Raw genomic sequence first — 15,772 nt, 5'->3', positions numbered from 1 at the left:
CGCTCACTGTGGGGAATTCCGGAAAGGACTTCGCGTGAGCGAGCAACTCAAGGGAAAGCACGCCCTCGTCACCGGTGCTTCGCGTGGCATCGGCAGGGCGATCGCGATCGGGCTGGCAGCACAGGGCGCGGCCGTGACGGTCGGCTACGTGGCCAACGAGGAGCGGGCAGCCGAAACCGTGGACGCGATCGTCGGCGCGGGCGGGCAGGCCACGGCCGTGCGAGCGGATCTGTCCGTGCTGCCGGAAATCACCCGGCTGTTCGACGAGGCCGAAGGCGCCTTCGGCCCGCTGGATATCGTGGTGGCCAATGCCGCGGACGCGCTGGTGAAACCGCTCGCCGACTGCACCGAAGAGGACTACGACCGCATCTTCGGCACGAACGCGAAAGGCGTGTTCTTCACGCTCCAGCAGGCGGCGAAGCGGGTGCGCGACGGTGGCCGCATCATCGTGACCTCCACCGGGGGCACGAAGATGTTCTTCACCGAGACCTCGTTGTACCTGGGCAGCAAGGGCGCGGTGGAGCAGTTCGTGCGGGTGCTCTCCCAGGAGCTGGGCCCGCGGAACATCACGGTCAACGCGCTGTCGCCCGGGTTCACCGACACCGATCTCCTGCCCGACCGGGATCGCGCGGTCGCGGCGGAGAAGTCGCCGTTCGGCCGGATCGGCGCGCCGGGCGATGTCGGTGACGTCGCGGTGTTCCTCGCCGGTGACGGCGGGCGGTGGGTCACCGGGCAGAACATCGCGGCGGGCGGCGGCGTCTTCTGACCGGGCGACAATCTGTATATTTTTCTGTACAGTTCTGGTCATGACTGCTTTGGCGAACGCTCACGAACTCACGGTCACGGAGGCGACCAAACGAGGTGTGGCCGGGTTGGTGGCCGACGCCGAGCAGGGCGAGGCGCTGGTCGTCACCCGCCATCACCGGCCGGTGGCGGCCGTCGTCAGCGTCGATCGGCTTGCCGAGCTGGAGGAGGCGGCCGCGGACCTTCGGGACCTCGCGCTGGTGCTCGCCCGCTCGGTCGCCGACACGGGGCGGCGAACCTCGCTCGACGACGTGTTGGCGGCTTTCGGGCACACCAGGGAGTCAATCGCCTCGGTGGAGGACGACGAGTAGCCGATGGTGGATGTCGCTTTCACCGACGCGGCGATCGCCGATCTGCGCCGCCTCGGCCCGGACGTGGTGCCGAAGGTCCTCAAGAAGATCTTGATACTTCTCGAGGACCCGGAAGCGGGTCATCCCCTCGGTGGGAAGCTCACCGGGTTTCGCAAGCTGGTCGTCGGCCGCAACCACTGGCGCGTCGTGTACCGCCTCGCCGAGGACGGCGTGGTGGAGATCTGCGAGATCTGGTGTGTCGGCGCCAGGTCGGACGCCGAGGTGTATGCCGAAGCGACCTCTCGGGTGGCCAACGCGGCGACGGCAAGCCCGGAACTTCGGCTGCTGGCGGAAGTCATCGACAAGCTCGGCCGGTTGGCGGGCGTGGCGCCGGTCGAGCGGAAACCCCGGGGCGAACCGGTTCCCGATTGGCTGGCACAGCGGCTCGTCCACACCGCGGGCGTCCCTCCCGAGAAGGTGGCTGCGCTCGATCTCGAGCAGGCAGTCGATCTCTGGACGGCGTTCACCGTCCGGCCGCAGGCTCCGGGCGCAGGAAGCGGGTCAGGATCAGTTTGAGCGTGGCCCGTTCGGCGGCGACGTCCAGGTCCGGGTCCATGTTCGCCCTGCTGAGCAAGGCGTCGACGAGCGCGAGGATCCAGTTCGCGGCGCTGCGCGGCGGGATCGACGGGTCGGTCAGGCCCGCGTCGGCGGTCCGCTGGACGAGTGCTTGCAGGCCGTCGCGCGTCGCGGCTTCGTTGCGCCGGATCAGCGCCGCGAACTCGTCGTCGCGCGCGGCCTGCGCGGCGACTTCGAGCACGAGCTGGACCACGACCGGTTCGGTCATCTCGGCCGTGAGGTGGTCGACGGCCGCGAACAGCGCCGCCAGCGGGTCCTCGGCGTCTAGCGCCTCGCCGAGGTAGCCCGCCGTCCGTTCGCCGTCTTCGGCGAAGATCGCGGAGAACACCGCCCGCTTTGTCGGGAAGTAGTGGAAGAGGCTGCCCGAGGAGATCCCGGCGGCCCGGCAGAGGTCCGCGGTCGTCGTCTTTTCGAAGCCCTTCACGGCGAAACACCCCGCGGCCGCGTCGAGAATGGCCTGCCGCTTCGCCGCGTGCTTGGCCGGGTCGACCTTCCTCATCGTTCCGCGGGCGGTTCGTCGTGCCAGGGGAAGCCGTGCCCGGTGAAACCCTTCTCCAGCACGGTTTCCGACAGGTCGGTCTTCTCACGGACCAGTTCCTTGCCCTCGGCGCCGAGGAGGACGAGCTCCTTGTCGTCCTTGAACACCGCGGTCAGCTGGGCCTCGATCCGACGCTTCTTCTTCCCCCGCTGGAGCCGGACGCTGCCCGGCGCGACGGTGACGATCAGCCGCTGCTCGGCCCAGACCGCGGCGAACAGCCAGCCCGCGATCAGGCCGAGGACGAGCAGCCCGGCCAGCCCCCACGGTTTCGGGATCTCGAGGAGCGCCTGGAACGGCTTCTGCATCGGGAACCAGGTGACCGTCACCGCCCAGGTGGCGACGCCGTAGATCCCGGCGCCGAGTGCGACGCCGATCAGCGGGCACCCGAACCACGAGCCGCGGCGGAGCCAGGTCGGCTCGTCGATGATGGTCTCCATGCCGGTTATTATTAAACCGCCCGCTCGGTTTATCAAACTCGGGGTCCGGTCAGCGGCGGCGCTGCGCCTTGTCGGCCAGCGAAGGCGGCGTGTAGTCGGCTTCCTTCCGGTTGAGGTCCTCGCCCGGCGGCACGATCGCGTCGATGCGGTCGAGCACGTCGTCACCGAGTTCCAGGTCGGCGCCGGCGAGCAGGTCTTCGAGCTGCTCGTGGGTGCGCGGCCCGATGATCGCCGAGGTGACCGCCGGATGCGCCCGCACGAACGCGGTCGCCAGGTGCGTCATCGGGCGGCCGAGATCGGCGGCGATCTTCCGGAGTTCGTCGAGCGCTTCGAACTTCACCGCGTTCTCCGGCAGCGCGGGGTCGAACTTGTGCGCCTGCAGCGTGCGGCGGCCACTGGTGAGGTCGATGTCGGACGGTTTGCCGAACCGGCCGGACAGCCAGCCGCTGGCGAGCGGGCTCCAGGTCAGCACGCCCATGCCGTAGCGCCGCGCGGTGGGCAGGATCGAGGTCTCGATGGACCGGTTGAAGATCGAGTACGGCGGCTGGTGGGTGCGGAAGCGCTCGAAACCGCGCTTTTCCGACGCCCACTGCGCCTCGACGATCTGCTCGGCGAGATAGCCGGAGCCGCCGATCGCGCGCACCTTGCCCGCGCGGACGAAATCCGTGAGCGCGGACAGGGTTTCCTCGATATCGGTCGCCGGATCGGGCCGGTGGATCTGGTACAGGTCGACGTGGTCGGTGCCGAGCCTGCGCAGGCTGTCCTCGAGCGCCTTGGTCAGCCAGCGGCGCGAATTGCCGCCGGTGTTCGGGTCGGTGCCCATCCGGAAGAAGCCCTTGGTGGCCAGCACCACGTCGTCGCGGCGGCCCTTGATCGCCTTCCCGACGATCACCTCGGACTCGCCGTCGGAGTACATGTCCGCGGTGTCGATGAAGTTGATGCCGCCGTCGAGCGCGCGGTGCAGGATCCGGATCGCGTCGTCGTGGTCGGGGTTGCCCCACTTGCCCAGCATCATCGCGCCGAACGCGTGATCGCTGACCGAAATGCCGGTGCCGCCCAGAATTCGCCGTTGCATTCGCTGTGTCCTCGTCTCTCGGTGTGCCTGGCAGCAACCCTGCGCGTGGTGCGCGGGGCGGACCAGGCTCGCCACAACCTGGGTCTGCCAGTACCAGGTAGCCGCCGTGCCGGGCGTGGATACTGGTCGGCATGGGTGACCAGGCAGAACTCGGCGCGTTCCTCAAGTCGCGGCGCGCGGCGCTCGACCCGGGCGACCTCGGCCTGCCGACGGGCTTGAACCAGCGACGGGTCGCGGGCCTGCGACGCGAAGAGCTGGCGCAGCTGGCGGGGATCAGCGTCGACTACTACACGCGCCTCGAACAGGGCCGCGCCCGGAACGTGTCGAGCGCGGTGCTCGACGCGCTGTCGCGCGCGCTCGGGCTGAGCACCGACGAGGACACCTACCTGCGCAACCTCGCCACCCCGCGCAAACGCTCCGCGCCCGCGGTCAAACCGCAGCGGGTGCGCCCGGAGCTGGCGGCGATGCTCGATTCCCTCGCCGTTCCGGCGTTCGTCGCGGGCCGCTGCCTGGACGTGCTGGCGTGGAACCGGTTGTGCGGCGCGCTGACCTTCGACTTCGCGAACCTTTCCCCGCGCGAACGCAACATCCCGCGGCTGTTCTTCCTGACCGAACTCGGCAGGCAGACACACCCCGATTTCGACGCGGTGACGAAGGAGATCGTCGCGAACCTGCGCGCCGACGCCGGGCGCACCCCGGACGACCCGCAGCTCGCGCAGCTGATCGGCGAGCTGTCGATGCGCAGCGAGACCTTCCGCAAGCTGTGGGCGCGCCATTTCGTCAAGGAGAAGGCGCACGGCGTGAAGCGGATGATCAACCCGATCGTCGGCGAACTGAGCCTGCACTACGAAACGCTGCGGCTGCCGGACGATCCGACGCAGGCGCTGGTCATCTACACCGCGCCGCGGGGTTCGGAGTCGGAGCGCGCGCTCAACCTGCTCGCGAGCTGGGTCGCCGAACACCCGGCGGACGCGCCTTCGCGAAACAGCATCGCGGCGGAAAGCTAGCCGCCCGCAAGCATTTCGACGCCGTCGAGGATGCGGGCGAGCCCGAACTCCAGTGCGTTGTCTCCCGTCCCTTCCTCGGCGGCTGAAGCGAAAGCCGCCGTCAACGCGGGGAACCGCTCCTGCCTGTCCCGCAACAGCGCGCCGATTCCCGTCGCCATGGCCGCTTCCGGGTTGCCGGGGATCGCGGCGGCCTGCTGCGCGATACCGCGGACGTGACCGGCCAGCGTCGCCGCGACGTCGAGCTTCTCGCCGCCGCCGAGCCGCGTGCCGTCGAGCGCGGCGACGGCCTGTTCCATCCAGTCCAGCTCGTTGGGACCGAGCACGCGCGCGCCGACCGTGACCCCGAGCGCCCACGGGTGGCGGTGGAACCGGTCGAACAGGCGCAGGGCCCATTCCGTGAGGCGAGCGCGCCAGCCCTCGGCGTCGTTGCCCGGCGGCGCGCCGATCCCCTTGTCGACCATCAGCGCGACCAGTTCGTCCTTGCCCGGCACGTACCGGTACAGCGCCATTTTCGTGACACCGAGCGCGTCCGCGACGCGCTGCATGGTCACCGCGGCGAGCCCGTCCGCGTCGGCGATCTCGATTCCGGCACCGGCGATCGCGTCGAGCGTCAGCGTCGGCCTCGGCCCGCGCTTCGGCCCTGACGCGGAGTCCCAGAGCAGTGTCACGAGATCCGTCATATCCGCTCCTTGCCGTCGTCGCCGAACTGTGTCTATAGTAAACTGTATCTAGCAGACACAGTTATTGGGGTGGATCATGAGCCTTGAGGGCTTTCGCGTGCTCGTTTCCGGGGCCGGGGTCGCCGGGCCCGCGGTGGCGTACTGGCTTTCCCGGCACGGCGCCGAGGTCACCGTCGTCGAGATCGCGCCCGCGCTGCGGAACAGCGGTTTCGCCGTCGACTTCCGCGGCCCGACGCATCTGGGCGTGCTCGCGAAAATGGGGGTGCTCGACGATCTGCGCGCGGTGCAGACGCACGGCGGCACCATGCGGTGGGTCGACGAGCACGACCGGGAGCTCTTCGAGCTGCCCGCCTCGTTCGCGGGCGGCGATCTCGAAGTGCACCGGCGCGATCTGTCGCGAGTGCTGTACGAGCACAGCGCGCCGCGCGCCGAGTATGTGTTCGGGGACGCGATCGCGGCCGTGGCGGAGGGGCCTGACGGCGTGCGCGTCGACTTCACCCGGTCCCCTTCGCGTGTTTTCGACCTGGTCGTCGGCGCGGACGGGTTGCATTCGGGCGTGCGGCGCCTGGTGTTCGGGCCGGAAGCGGAGTTCGTGCGGCACCTCGGGTACTACGTGGCGGGGTGGGAGCTGCCGAACGCGCTCGGCTTCGACGGCATTGCCCGGCAGTACAACGACCCGGGGCGGATGATCAGCGCGAGCGCCGATCTCCGGGATCCGGGCCGGGCGGGCGCGTTCGCGGTGTTCGCCTCGCCCCGCCTCGACTACGGCTGGCACGACGTCGACCGGCAGAAGGCGCTGATCGCCGACGCGCTCGACGGCATGGGCTGGCACACGCGGCACCTGCTCGACGGTCTGCGGGATGCCGACGAGCTGTACTTCGACGCGATCGGCCGCGTCGTCGCGCCGCGGTGGACGACCGGCCGGTTCGCTCTGCTCGGCGACGCCGCGTGGGGTGTCACGCTCGGCGGCATGAGCGTCGGCGCGGGGATCGTCGGGGGCTACGTGCTGGCGGGGGAACTCGCCGCGGCGGGCGGGGACCACGCGACCGCGCTGGCTTCCTACGAGCGCCGGATGCGGGGATACGCCACGCGGGGGCGGCCGGGCGCGGGCCCCGGCCGGTTCCTCGCGCCGGGCACCGCGACCGGGCTGCGCGTGCGCAACGCGTTGCTGGCGAACCGGCTGGTGCAGCGAATGATGATCTCGGGCACTCACACGCTGGCCACTAAGGACGCGCTGCCCGAGTACACCTTCTGAACCGTACGAACGGACCGTTCGTACGCCCAGGGGAGCCCCTGTTTTCAACGTTACCGTGCGGCACCGACAGTTCCGGCCGGTCGATCTTCGCGGCGGGTGCGCGTTACCGTGGCTGTCATGACTACCTCGTTCGATTCCACGGCGCCGGATCACAGCACTCGCGTGCGGGAACTGGTGGAGGGCTGCCGCGCGGTCGTGTTCGATCTGGACGACACGCTGCTCGCCACGCGCGAGGTGAAATGGGCGCACCACAAGGCGGTCGCGGCCCAGTTCTACGACATCGAACTGACCGACGACGAGCTGCGCCTGCACTGGGGCAAGCCGTTCGACGAGATGATCACGCTGCTCTACCGCGGCTCGGCGCCGCTCGCCGAGATGCGGGCGGCGAACCACGCGCTCGACGCCGACTACCGCAAGACCGCGCTGCCCGGCGCGGTCGCCACGGTGGCCGCGCTGCTGGACCGGGGTTACCGGATCGGAGTCGTCACCTCCGCGAACACCGGGCCCGCGCTGTCCGAACTGGAGGCGAACGGGTTCCCGGTGCGGCGCCTGCTGTTCGTGCACGGCGCGGACGCCACGAGCGCGCACAAACCCGATCCCGCCGTGTTCGAACACGGCATGGAACTGCTGGCCCCGCTGGACATCGACGAGCGGGCGACGATCTACGTCGGCGACGCGCTGATGGACCTACTGGCCGCGCGCGGGGCCGGGATGGGGTTCGTCGGGGTCACCACGGGCCTGGTAACGGGTACGGAGTTCGACGGCGAAAACGCCTGCTGGATACCGAACCTGGCGGCGCTGACCCGCTGATCCGCACGAATGGACCGTTCGTACGCCTAGGGGGACCCCCGATTTCAACGTTACCGCGGCGCACCGACAGTTCCAGCGCTGCAGTGCGGAAAACCGTACGAACGGACCGTTCGTACGCCCAGGGGAGCCCCTGATTTCAACACTACCCCGCACCACCGACAATTCGGAGCCGGGCCAGTAAGTCCATAAAGGACGATCAAGCCGCGTCAAGGAGGTCCTTCGCGATCGACTTCGCGGCGCGCACCGCGTCCGGCACCACGTCGAGCGAACCGGTGACCGTGGCGCCTTCGAGCAGGATCAGCAGCGAGCGCGCCAGTTTCGCGGGGTTCCGCAGCCCGGCCTCGGCGATCAGGTCCCGCAGGTAGGCCAGCAGCCAGCGCTTCTGGCCCGCGATCACCGCGCGCCCGGGATGACTGGCGTCGGGCAGTTCGGCGTGCGCGTTGACGAACGCGCACCCGCGCGGGTTCATCGTGGCCATCCAGGTCTCCAGCGCGTCGAAGACGAGCAACGGCCGCCGGGGCGCGGCCACGCGCGATCGCTCCACCGTCGCCCGCACGTGATCGCGCCAGCGCTCGTCCCGGCGGCTGAGGTAGCGCGCGACGAGCGCGTCCTTCGAACCGAACCGGTCGTACAGCGTCTTCTTCGTCACCCCTGCCTCGGCGGCGATCGTGTCGACGCCGACGGCGTGGATCCCGTTGGCGTAGAACAGCTTCCCGGCGACTTCGAGCACCTTCTCGGCCGCCGGGGTCAGCGCGGTGTCCCCACTCATCCCTTGACTGTATACCGATCTGTTTAGTACAGCTAGTAAACAGGTCGGTATACCTCAGGGAGAGGAGCGCGCGGTGGTCCCCGCGGGATTCGTGCTCATGTGGAGCTCCGGTTTCGTCGGCGCGGCGCTCGGCGCCCGCTCCGGGGGCGTGCTCACGCTGCTGATGTGGCGGTTCCTGGTGGCCGCGCTCCTGGTGCTCACCTGGTTCGTGCTGAAGAAACGCAGGCTCAGCGGGAGGGACGTCGCGGTGCACGCGGGCATCGGCGTGCTGTCCCAGGGCGTGTACCTGCTCGGCGTCACGCTGGCGATCGAGTTCGGCGTCCCGACCGGCACCGCCGCGCTGATCGCCGCGCTGCAACCCATCGCCGCCGCCGCGCTCGGCGGGATCGTCCTCGGCGAGCGCACCACCCGCGCGCAGTGGCTCGGGCTCGCGATCGGGCTCGGTGGCGTCGCACTCGTGGTCGGCGGCGACCTCACCGGCGGTGACGCGCCCGCCGCCGCGTTCGCGCTTCCCGTGCTGGGCATGCTCGGGCTCGTCGCGGCCACCCTGCTCGAACGGCGGGTGAAGACCGAAGTCCCGCTCGGCGACGCGCTCGTCGTGCAGTGCGCCACGAGCGCGGTCCTGTTCAGCGGGATCGCCTTCGCCACCGGAACGGCAGCGCCACCGCTCGACGGCTCGTTCTGGTTCGCCGTCGCCTGGGTGGTCGTGCTGTCCACCTTCGGCGGCTACGGCTTCTACTGGCTCAGCATCGCGCGCGGCTCGGTGACGAAGACGTCGAGCCTGCTCTACCTCACCCCGCCGACCACGATGCTCGCCGGCTACCTGCTCTTCAGCGAGCGCCCGACGGTGCTGAGCCTGCTCGGGCTCGCGGTCTGCGCGGGCGCGGTCGCGCTCGTGCACTCCGGGGCGTCACTCCGGTCGGCACGGCCCTTCCGCGCCCCCGCGGACGCACAGCACGGCCGCGGGCGCCTTGGTCTCGCAGTACTCCTGGCCGCCCGACTCGGCAGGCGGCTTGGCGTAGACGCCGGTCACCCGCGCACCCGAGGTCACCAGCCCGGAGACACCGGTGTCGCGCTCGAGCTTCGCGACCCCGCTCGCATCGGTGACGGCGGACCCGATCACCCTGCCCTCCGGTGCGCCGGGCCCGCTGGCCGACACGAAGAACGTGACCTCGCCGCCGACCAGCGGAGCGTCCCCTTTGGACACCTTCGCCGCCAGGGTCAGCGGCGCGTGCGGATCGCTCACCTTGACCGGGTCGAGCGAGATCGCCAGCGTGTCACATGTGGAGCATCCGGTGACCCCGAACGGCACCACGACGAGCGCGGCCGCCGCGAAGAAGGCGGAGGCGAGTGAGCCGGACCGTCCACGAAGGACGGTCCGGCCGATACCGCTCAGCATGTGCCCGTCAGTTCCATCGCGCACCGGAAATGTGCCAATCCGGGCACCAGTTCGGTACCACCTTTCGGGGGAAGCCGGATTCTGTCGGTAGGGCGAGTCATGATGGGGGCATGTTGTTCGCCGACGTCGTCACCGCCTCCGCCGAGCTGGCCGCCACCCGGTCGCGCAAGGCGAAGGTCGCCACCCTGTCCGCCGTGCTGCGCGCCGCCGACCAGGACGAACTCGGTGCCACCGTGGCGTTCCTCAGCGGACGGACCACGCAGGCGAGGCTGAACGCGGGCTGGCGGACGCTCGCCGAGCTCGGGGTCGATCCCGCGACCGCGCCCTCGCTGACGGTGACCGATGTGGACAGCAGCCTCGACGAGCTGGCGAGCGCGGCGGGCAGCGGCTCGGCGAAGCAGCGCACCGCGACGCTCACCGAACTGTTCGGCAGGGCCACGGAGCGCGAGCAGCACTTCCTGTTCCGGCTGATCACCGGTGAGCTGCGGCAGGGCGCGCTGGAAGGGGTCATGCTCGACGGCATCGCCGCGGCGGCCGAGGTACCCGCCGAGGCCGTGCGGCGGGCGTTCATGCTGTCCGGCGGGCTCGGCGTCACCGCGGCCGCCGCGCTGACCGGTGGCGAGCCCGCGCTGGGCGAATTCCGGCTCGAACTGGGGCGCCCGGTGCGGCCGATGCTGGCGACCCCGGCCGAGTCACTCGAAGAAGCGTTGGCGGAGAACGCTTCCCGACTCGTCGAGTACAAAATGGACGGTGCGCGGATCCAGGTCCACCGCGACGGCGAGGAGGTGCACGTCTACACCAGGACGCTGCGCGAGATCACCGAGCACGTCGCCGAGCTGGTCGAGCTGGTGCGCGCAATGCCGTGCCGCTCGGTGGTGCTCGACGGGGAAACGCTCGCGCTCACCGACGACGGGCGGCCCCGGCCGTTCCAGGAGACGATGAGCCGTTTCGGCAGCACGCGCGAGGAGCAGGTGCGCGCGCTGCTGCTGCGGCCGTACTTCTTCGACTGCCTGCACCTCGACGGCGAGGACCTGCTGGACGCGCCGCTGCGCGAACGGAACGCCGCACTGCGCGGAGTGGCCGGCGAACACGTGATCCCCGGCGAGATCGAACCGGCGGAGCCCGAGGCGATACTGGCGAAGGCGATGGCGTCCGGGCACGAGGGCGTGATGGTGAAGGGCCTGGACGCGCCGTACGCGGCGGGCAGGCGCGGGCGCGCGTGGCTGAAGGTGAAGCCGGTGCACACGCTCGACCTGGTGGTCCTCGCCGCGGAATGGGGCCACGGCAGGCGCACCGGGTTCCTGTCCAACCTGCACCTCGGCGCGCGCGACCCGGACGGCGGCCCGCCGATCATGGTCGGCAAGACGTTCAAGGGCATGACCGACGAACTGCTCACCTGGCAGACCGAACGCCTGCAGGAACTGGAAACCCGCCGCGACTCCCACACCGTCCACGTCCGCCCCGAACTGGTCGTGGAGATCGAACTCGACGGCGCGCAGACCAGCACCCGCTACCCCGGCGGCCTCGCGCTGCGCTTCGCCCGCGTCGTGCGGTACCGGCCGGACAAGGAAGCGGGCGACGCGGACACCATCGACGCCGTACGCGCCACCGTACGCACCTGACCCCTCGCCCGGATACCGCGAAGAAGGGTCGGGAGCCGCGGCACACCCCACCGCGGCTCCCGGCCCACCCCCATCACTTGAAGATCTTCACGCAGGCGTGCTCCGGCCGCACCTTCCCGTTCACCCGCACGAGCGCGCCGCACAGCTTCACGTTGTTCTTGAACTCCCGCTTCGGCGCGAAGTCGACCCACACCCGGCCGAGACCGCACTTCGCCTGGCCTCGGTCGCGCCACATCTTGCCGTTCGGCAGCTCACCCCAGGCTTCGAAGACCCCGTTGCAGGTGTGCTCCTTGAGATCCGCCGAAATCGACACCTTGTCCACGTACACGCCGTGGCTGTTCCCGTACACCGCGGTGCACAGCAGCGCGGCGCCGCCGTCGATCTCGCTCTGCGTGCAGCCCTGCGAATTCGCCCCCGCCGCCGGAGCGGCGACCACGGTCGCGCCCGCGAGCGCCGCGGTCACCGATGCCGTCGCGATTCCCCTTGCCAGCCACTTCCGCCGTGTCGTGTCACCCATGGCCCGTCACCCCTTCGTCGGTCGAATCACCACACCGGGTCGGTACCCGGCCATTCGACCGTAGGAAGCGGTGTTCCCCGCTGGGAAGGCGCCGACTGTCCACTTCGGCCATTGAGCGTTGGCTTCGCAGGTCAGCGAATTGGCCCGTGGCCACAAAGGCCAAAAAGGACACTCGAACGAGTTACCCGCGGACTCGCCGGAAAGCGTTGAGCGGATCGTTCAGCCCGGCGTGCACGAGCGACCGCAGCGCGCCGCGGCGCCGGTCGACCGGTTTCCCGGCGGCCACCCGGTGGAGCTGCTGAGTGTGCCACTGGATCTCCAGCAGGCTGTCCGCGAGCCGGATGCCGGTCTTCGGGCACAACCGCTCCGCGCGCACGTCGTCGCCCGCGAGCAGGCTGCCCGCGAGGTCCGGCGCGACCGTCATCGGCCGCCCGAGCCCGACGACGTCGAGCGCGCCCGACTTCAGCGCTTCGGTCATGCCCTCCGCGGTCGCGAACCCGCCGGTCACCATGAGCGCGAACTCGCTCACCTTGCGCGCTTTCGCGGCGTAGTCGAGGAAGTAGGCCTCGCGCCGCACGGTGCTCTGCTTCCCGGCCCCCATCATGGCGGCCTTTTCGTAGGTGCCGCCGGAGATTTCCAGCAGGTCGAGGCCCGCGGCGTCGAGTTCCTGCACGACCTCCAGTGACTCGTCCTCGCCGAAACCGCCGCGCTGGAAGTCCGCGCTGTTCAGCTTCACCGACAACGGCACGCGATCCCCGATGGCGGCGCGGGTCCGGCGGACGAGTTCGAGCAGGAACCGGCGGCGCTTGACCGCGTCGCCACCCCATTCGTCAGTGCGCAGGTTCGTCAACGGGGACAGGAACTGCGAGATCAGGTACCCGTGCGCGCCATGCAGCTGGATCCCCGCGAAACCGGCGTCCACAAAGGTCTTCGCGGCCAGCACGAACCGCTCGATGATGGCCTCGACCTCGTCCGAGGTCAGCGCGCGGGGCGTGGCGAACGCGGATCGCACGCCGCGGTCGGCGAACGGCACCGCGCTCGGCGCGACCGGACGCCGCGACAGGAACCTCGGGCTCTGGCGGCCGGGGTGGTTGAGCTGCACCCACAACCGCGCGTCGGTGCCGCGGACCGAGTCGGCCCAGCCGCGGTAGTCGGCAGCGGACGGCGTCGCGGGCAGCGCCACGTTGCGCGGCTCGCCCAGCGCCTTCGGGTCAACCATCACGTTGCCGGTGACCAGCACGCCCGCGCCGCCGGTGGCCCAGGTGCGGTAGAGCTCGGCCAGCTCGCGCGTCGGGCCGTTGCGCCGGTCGCCGAGCTGTTCGCTCATCGCCGACTTGGCGATCCGGTGCGGGATGGTCGCGCCGCAGCGCAGGGTCAGCGGCTCGGTGAGCGGTTCGTGCGACATCGCAACCTCCAGAACCTACCAAGAGTAAGTCTACCCGAAGGTAGCATACCGCCGGTAGGCGAACTGTCCACTAGGGTCGCGGCCATGACGGCGAACGTAGTGAATCTGGTGACCTCGGGCGTCTTCGAACTCGACGGTGGCAGCTGGGACGTCGACAACAACGTCTGGCTGATCGGCGACGAGCACGAGGTCATCGTCATCGACGCGGCACACGACGCCGACGCGATCGAAAAGGCCGTCGGCGGGCGGACGCTGCGCGCCATCGTGAGCACGCACGGGCACAACGACCACGTGAACGCCGCCCCCGAGCTGGCGCGGCGGACCGGCGCGCCGATCCTGCTGCACCCGGACGACCGCGTGGTGTGGGACCTCACCCACCCCGGCCGCGCGCCCGACGGGGAACTCCGCGACCAGCAGGTCCTGTCGGTCGCCGGTACCGAGCTGACCGTGCTGCACACCCCGGGGCACGCACCCGGCGCGGTCTGCCTGCACGCTCCTTCGCTCGGCGTCGTGTTCACCGGCGACACCCTGTTCAACGGCGGGCCCGGCGCGACCGGACGGTCCTATTCGGACTATCCGACCATCGTGAAGTCCATTCAGGACAAGCTGTTCGCGCTACCGGACGAGACCACCGTGCACACCGGGCACGGCGAAGGCACCACGATCGGCGCGGAGCGGGAAGCCTCCTCCGGCTGGGAGAAACCCTGACGGGTTCCCGCGCACGCCCCGAAAGTCACCTTCGGGGCGGCAGATGCCCTGAAGCCACTTTCGGGGCATCTCTACAGGAGCTTCCTTCGAGGAAGGTGCGCCGGGTCAGCCCTGCCGCGCGCCTCGGGACGAGCGCTGCGCTCCGCCACCTTGGCGACCGGCGCCGTTCCCGCCACGACGGCGGGAACCGTTCGCGGACTGGCGAGCGGCACCGTTGGCGGCTCCACCGTCGCGAGTGGAACCGTTCGCACCACGGCGAAAGGTTCCGTTCGCGGCCGCCCCTTGGCGAGCGGATCCGTTCGCACCGCGACGACCGCCGCCGGTGACCGGCTGCCGAGCGGATCCGTTCGCGGACTGCCGAGTGGAACCGTTCGCGCCCGCACCCTGGTGAGTGGAGCCGTTCGCGGCCGAGCGATCACGAGCGGATCCACTCGCGGACTGGCGAGCGGAGCCATTCGCCGACCGGCGGCCCGACCCGTTCGCCGCACCCGAGCGGCCGGAACCGGACCGCGCGGGACCGGACCGCGCGGGACCGGACCGCGCGGGACCGGACCGCCCCGCACTCCCGCGCGAGCCGCCACCGGAGTTCTTCGGCGCCGCGGCCGGCGGCGGCACGAACGTCCGCTCGCCGGGCGCCAGCTGCGCCAGCAGCGCGTGGCCCGGCCCGACCCTGGTGGTGTTCGGCTTGATCCCGGCCTTCTTGGTCAGGTCGCGGACGTCGGCGATCTGCGCGTCCGTCATGAGCGTGATGACCGTGCCCTCGGCGCCGGCGCGCGCGGTGCGCCCCGACCGGTGCAGGTAGGCCTTGTGCTCGACCGGCGGGTCGGCGTGGATGACCCTGGCCACGTCGTCGACGTGGATGCCGCGTGCCGCGATGTCGGTGGCGACGAGCGTGGTCGCCGACCCGTCCGAGAACGCGCTGAGGTTGCGGGTCCTGGCGTTCTGGCCGAGGTTCCCGTGCAGCTCCACCGCGGGCACCCCAGACTTCACGAGCTGCTTCGCGAGCGCCTTCGCCCGGTACTTCGTCCTGGTGAACACCACCGACCGGCCCGGCGCGGACGCGAGCTGCGCGAGCACCTCGAGCCGTTCGCCTTCGACTACGTGCAGCACGTGGTGCTTCATCGTGGCGACCGGGGACCGGGCCGAGTCCACGCTGTGCGTGACCGGATCGGTGAGGTACCGCTTGACCAGCACGTCCACCCCGGCGTCGAGCGTGGCGGAGAACAGCATGCGCTGGGAATCGCGCGGGGTGCGGTCGAGCAGCTTGCGCACCACCGGCAGGAAGCCGAGATCGGCCATGTGATCGGCCTCGTCGAGCACGGTGATCTCGATGTCGTCGAGCCGCACGTCACCGGACGAGGTCAGGTCTTCGAGCCTGCCGGGGCAGGCGACCACGATGTCGACGCCGCCGCGCACCGCGCTGATCTGCGGGTTCGCGCTGACCCCGCCGAAGATCGTGGTGCTGCGCAAGGACAACGCCTTCGCCAGCGGGGCGATCGCGGCGTCGATCTGGCTAGCCAGCTCCCTGGTCGGCGCCAGGATCAGCGCGCGCGGCCTCGACGCGCGCCGCTTCACCGGCCGCTCGGCGAGCCGCGCGAGCAGCGGCAGCACGAACGCGTAGGTCTTGCCGGACCCGGTCCGGCCGCGGCCGAGCACGTCGCGCCCGGCGAGCGAGTGCGGCAACGTGGCCGCCTGGATGGGGAACGGCGTGTCGACGCCCTGCGCGGCGAGCGCGGCGACGAGATCGGCGGGGACGCCGAGGGCGGCGAAAGACGTATCGGGGCGGGAATCCGCCATGCAGTGCTCCATAAAGTGGTAGG

The 15,772-nt window shown here is 70.5% G+C and carries 17 protein-coding genes; 9 read left to right on the top strand and 8 right to left on the bottom strand.

What is annotated here, in order from left to right:
- Nucleotides 1-34 precede the first annotated feature (34 nt).
- Genes HUW46_RS28225 through HUW46_RS28215 form a run of 3 tightly spaced genes read left to right on the top strand, consistent with a single transcriptional unit; the run spans nucleotide 35 to nucleotide 1,670 of the window.
- Nucleotides 35-766, top strand: coding sequence for an SDR family oxidoreductase (locus HUW46_RS28225; RefSeq protein WP_215541817.1), 732 nt, complete (start codon nucleotides 35-37; stop codon nucleotides 764-766).
- A gap of 40 nt (nucleotides 767-806) precedes the next feature.
- A complete protein-coding gene (locus tag HUW46_RS28220; RefSeq protein ID WP_215541816.1) occupies nucleotides 807-1,115 on the top strand; it encodes a type II toxin-antitoxin system Phd/YefM family antitoxin in 309 nt (102 codons plus the stop codon).
- 3 nt (nucleotides 1,116-1,118) lie between these two features.
- Nucleotides 1,119-1,670, top strand: coding sequence for a type II toxin-antitoxin system RelE family toxin (locus HUW46_RS28215; RefSeq protein ID WP_215541815.1), 552 nt, complete (start codon nucleotides 1,119-1,121; stop codon nucleotides 1,668-1,670).
- Here the strand turns inward: HUW46_RS28215 and HUW46_RS28210 are convergent.
- Genes HUW46_RS28210 through HUW46_RS28200 form a run of 3 tightly spaced genes read right to left on the bottom strand, consistent with a single transcriptional unit; the run spans nucleotide 1,618 to nucleotide 3,780 of the window.
- Entirely contained in the window at nucleotides 1,618-2,229 is a 612-nt protein-coding gene (locus HUW46_RS28210) for a TetR/AcrR family transcriptional regulator (RefSeq protein ID WP_215541814.1), read from the bottom strand. The two genes, HUW46_RS28215 and HUW46_RS28210, sit on opposite strands and share 53 nt — an antisense overlap.
- Nucleotides 2,226-2,705: a YqeB family protein gene (locus HUW46_RS28205; protein WP_215541813.1), complete on the bottom strand. Its 480-nt coding sequence runs from the start codon at nucleotides 2,703-2,705 to the stop codon at nucleotides 2,226-2,228. Before HUW46_RS28205 ends, HUW46_RS28210 begins: the two co-directional genes overlap by 4 nt.
- A 49-nt stretch (nucleotides 2,706-2,754) precedes the next feature.
- On the bottom strand, nucleotides 2,755-3,780 hold the full coding sequence (locus tag HUW46_RS28200; protein WP_215541812.1) for an aldo/keto reductase: 1,026 nt from the start codon (nucleotides 3,778-3,780) through the stop codon (nucleotides 2,755-2,757).
- Between the two features lie 131 nt (nucleotides 3,781-3,911).
- Here HUW46_RS28200 and HUW46_RS28195 point away from each other — a divergent pair, with 131 nt between their 5' ends.
- Nucleotides 3,912-4,787 (top strand): helix-turn-helix domain-containing protein, encoded by an 876-nt coding sequence (locus HUW46_RS28195; RefSeq protein ID WP_215541811.1) that lies wholly within the window; start codon nucleotides 3,912-3,914, stop codon nucleotides 4,785-4,787.
- Here HUW46_RS28195 and HUW46_RS28190 read toward each other — a convergent pair.
- Complete coding sequence (locus tag HUW46_RS28190; RefSeq protein ID WP_215541810.1) at nucleotides 4,784-5,467, bottom strand: TetR/AcrR family transcriptional regulator; 684 nt, start codon at nucleotides 5,465-5,467, stop codon at nucleotides 4,784-4,786. The two genes, HUW46_RS28195 and HUW46_RS28190, sit on opposite strands and share 4 nt — an antisense overlap.
- 76 nt (nucleotides 5,468-5,543) lie before the next feature.
- Between HUW46_RS28190 and HUW46_RS28185 the strand changes: the two genes are divergently transcribed.
- Nucleotides 5,544-6,722 carry an FAD-dependent monooxygenase gene (locus tag HUW46_RS28185; protein ID WP_215541809.1) on the top strand — a complete coding sequence of 393 codons (1,179 nt, stop codon included), beginning with the start codon at nucleotides 5,544-5,546 and terminating at the stop codon, nucleotides 6,720-6,722.
- A 117-nt stretch (nucleotides 6,723-6,839) separates the two neighbouring features.
- Nucleotides 6,840-7,532, top strand: a complete 693-nt coding sequence (locus HUW46_RS28180) for an HAD family hydrolase (RefSeq protein ID WP_215541808.1) — start codon at nucleotides 6,840-6,842, stop codon at nucleotides 7,530-7,532.
- A 196-nt stretch (nucleotides 7,533-7,728) separates the two neighbouring features.
- On the opposite strand, the gene HUW46_RS28175 is transcribed toward HUW46_RS28180, so the two are convergent.
- On the bottom strand, nucleotides 7,729-8,301 hold the full coding sequence (locus HUW46_RS28175) for a TetR/AcrR family transcriptional regulator (protein ID WP_215541807.1): 573 nt from the start codon (nucleotides 8,299-8,301) through the stop codon (nucleotides 7,729-7,731).
- Between the two features lie 73 nt (nucleotides 8,302-8,374).
- Here HUW46_RS28175 and HUW46_RS28170 point away from each other — a divergent pair, with 73 nt between their 5' ends.
- Together HUW46_RS28170 and HUW46_RS28165 are read left to right on the top strand one after the other, a co-directional pair.
- Nucleotides 8,375-9,655, top strand: a complete 1,281-nt coding sequence (locus HUW46_RS28170) for a DMT family transporter (RefSeq protein ID WP_254124974.1) — start codon at nucleotides 8,375-8,377, stop codon at nucleotides 9,653-9,655.
- 155 nt (nucleotides 9,656-9,810) lie between these two features.
- Nucleotides 9,811-11,322: an ATP-dependent DNA ligase gene (locus HUW46_RS28165; protein WP_215541806.1), complete on the top strand. Its 1,512-nt coding sequence runs from the start codon at nucleotides 9,811-9,813 to the stop codon at nucleotides 11,320-11,322.
- 73 nt (nucleotides 11,323-11,395) lie between these two features.
- Here HUW46_RS28165 and HUW46_RS28160 read toward each other — a convergent pair whose 3' ends face one another.
- Nucleotides 11,396-11,839 carry a hypothetical protein gene (locus HUW46_RS28160; RefSeq protein ID WP_215541805.1) on the bottom strand — a complete coding sequence of 148 codons (444 nt, stop codon included), beginning with the start codon at nucleotides 11,837-11,839 and terminating at the stop codon, nucleotides 11,396-11,398.
- A gap of 181 nt (nucleotides 11,840-12,020) precedes the next feature.
- Complete coding sequence (locus tag HUW46_RS28155) at nucleotides 12,021-13,244, bottom strand: NADH:flavin oxidoreductase/NADH oxidase family protein (RefSeq protein ID WP_215541804.1); 1,224 nt, start codon at nucleotides 13,242-13,244, stop codon at nucleotides 12,021-12,023.
- Nucleotides 13,245-13,328: 84 nt separating this feature from the next.
- Between HUW46_RS28155 and HUW46_RS28150 the strand changes: the two genes are divergently transcribed.
- Nucleotides 13,329-13,952, top strand: coding sequence for an MBL fold metallo-hydrolase (locus tag HUW46_RS28150; protein WP_215541803.1), 624 nt, complete (start codon nucleotides 13,329-13,331; stop codon nucleotides 13,950-13,952).
- Between the two features lie 105 nt (nucleotides 13,953-14,057).
- Here the strand turns inward: HUW46_RS28150 and HUW46_RS28145 are convergent, their stop codons facing one another.
- Nucleotides 14,058-15,749 carry a DEAD/DEAH box helicase gene (locus HUW46_RS28145; RefSeq protein ID WP_215541802.1) on the bottom strand — a complete coding sequence of 564 codons (1,692 nt, stop codon included), beginning with the start codon at nucleotides 15,747-15,749 and terminating at the stop codon, nucleotides 14,058-14,060.
- Nucleotides 15,750-15,772: the final 23 nt, after the last annotated feature.

Origin of the sequence: Amycolatopsis sp. CA-230715, from assembly GCF_018736145.1 — a bacterium.
Classification (GTDB): Bacteria; Actinomycetota; Actinomycetes; order Mycobacteriales; family Pseudonocardiaceae; genus Amycolatopsis.
This window is presented reverse-complemented; position numbering and strand designations above follow the sequence as displayed.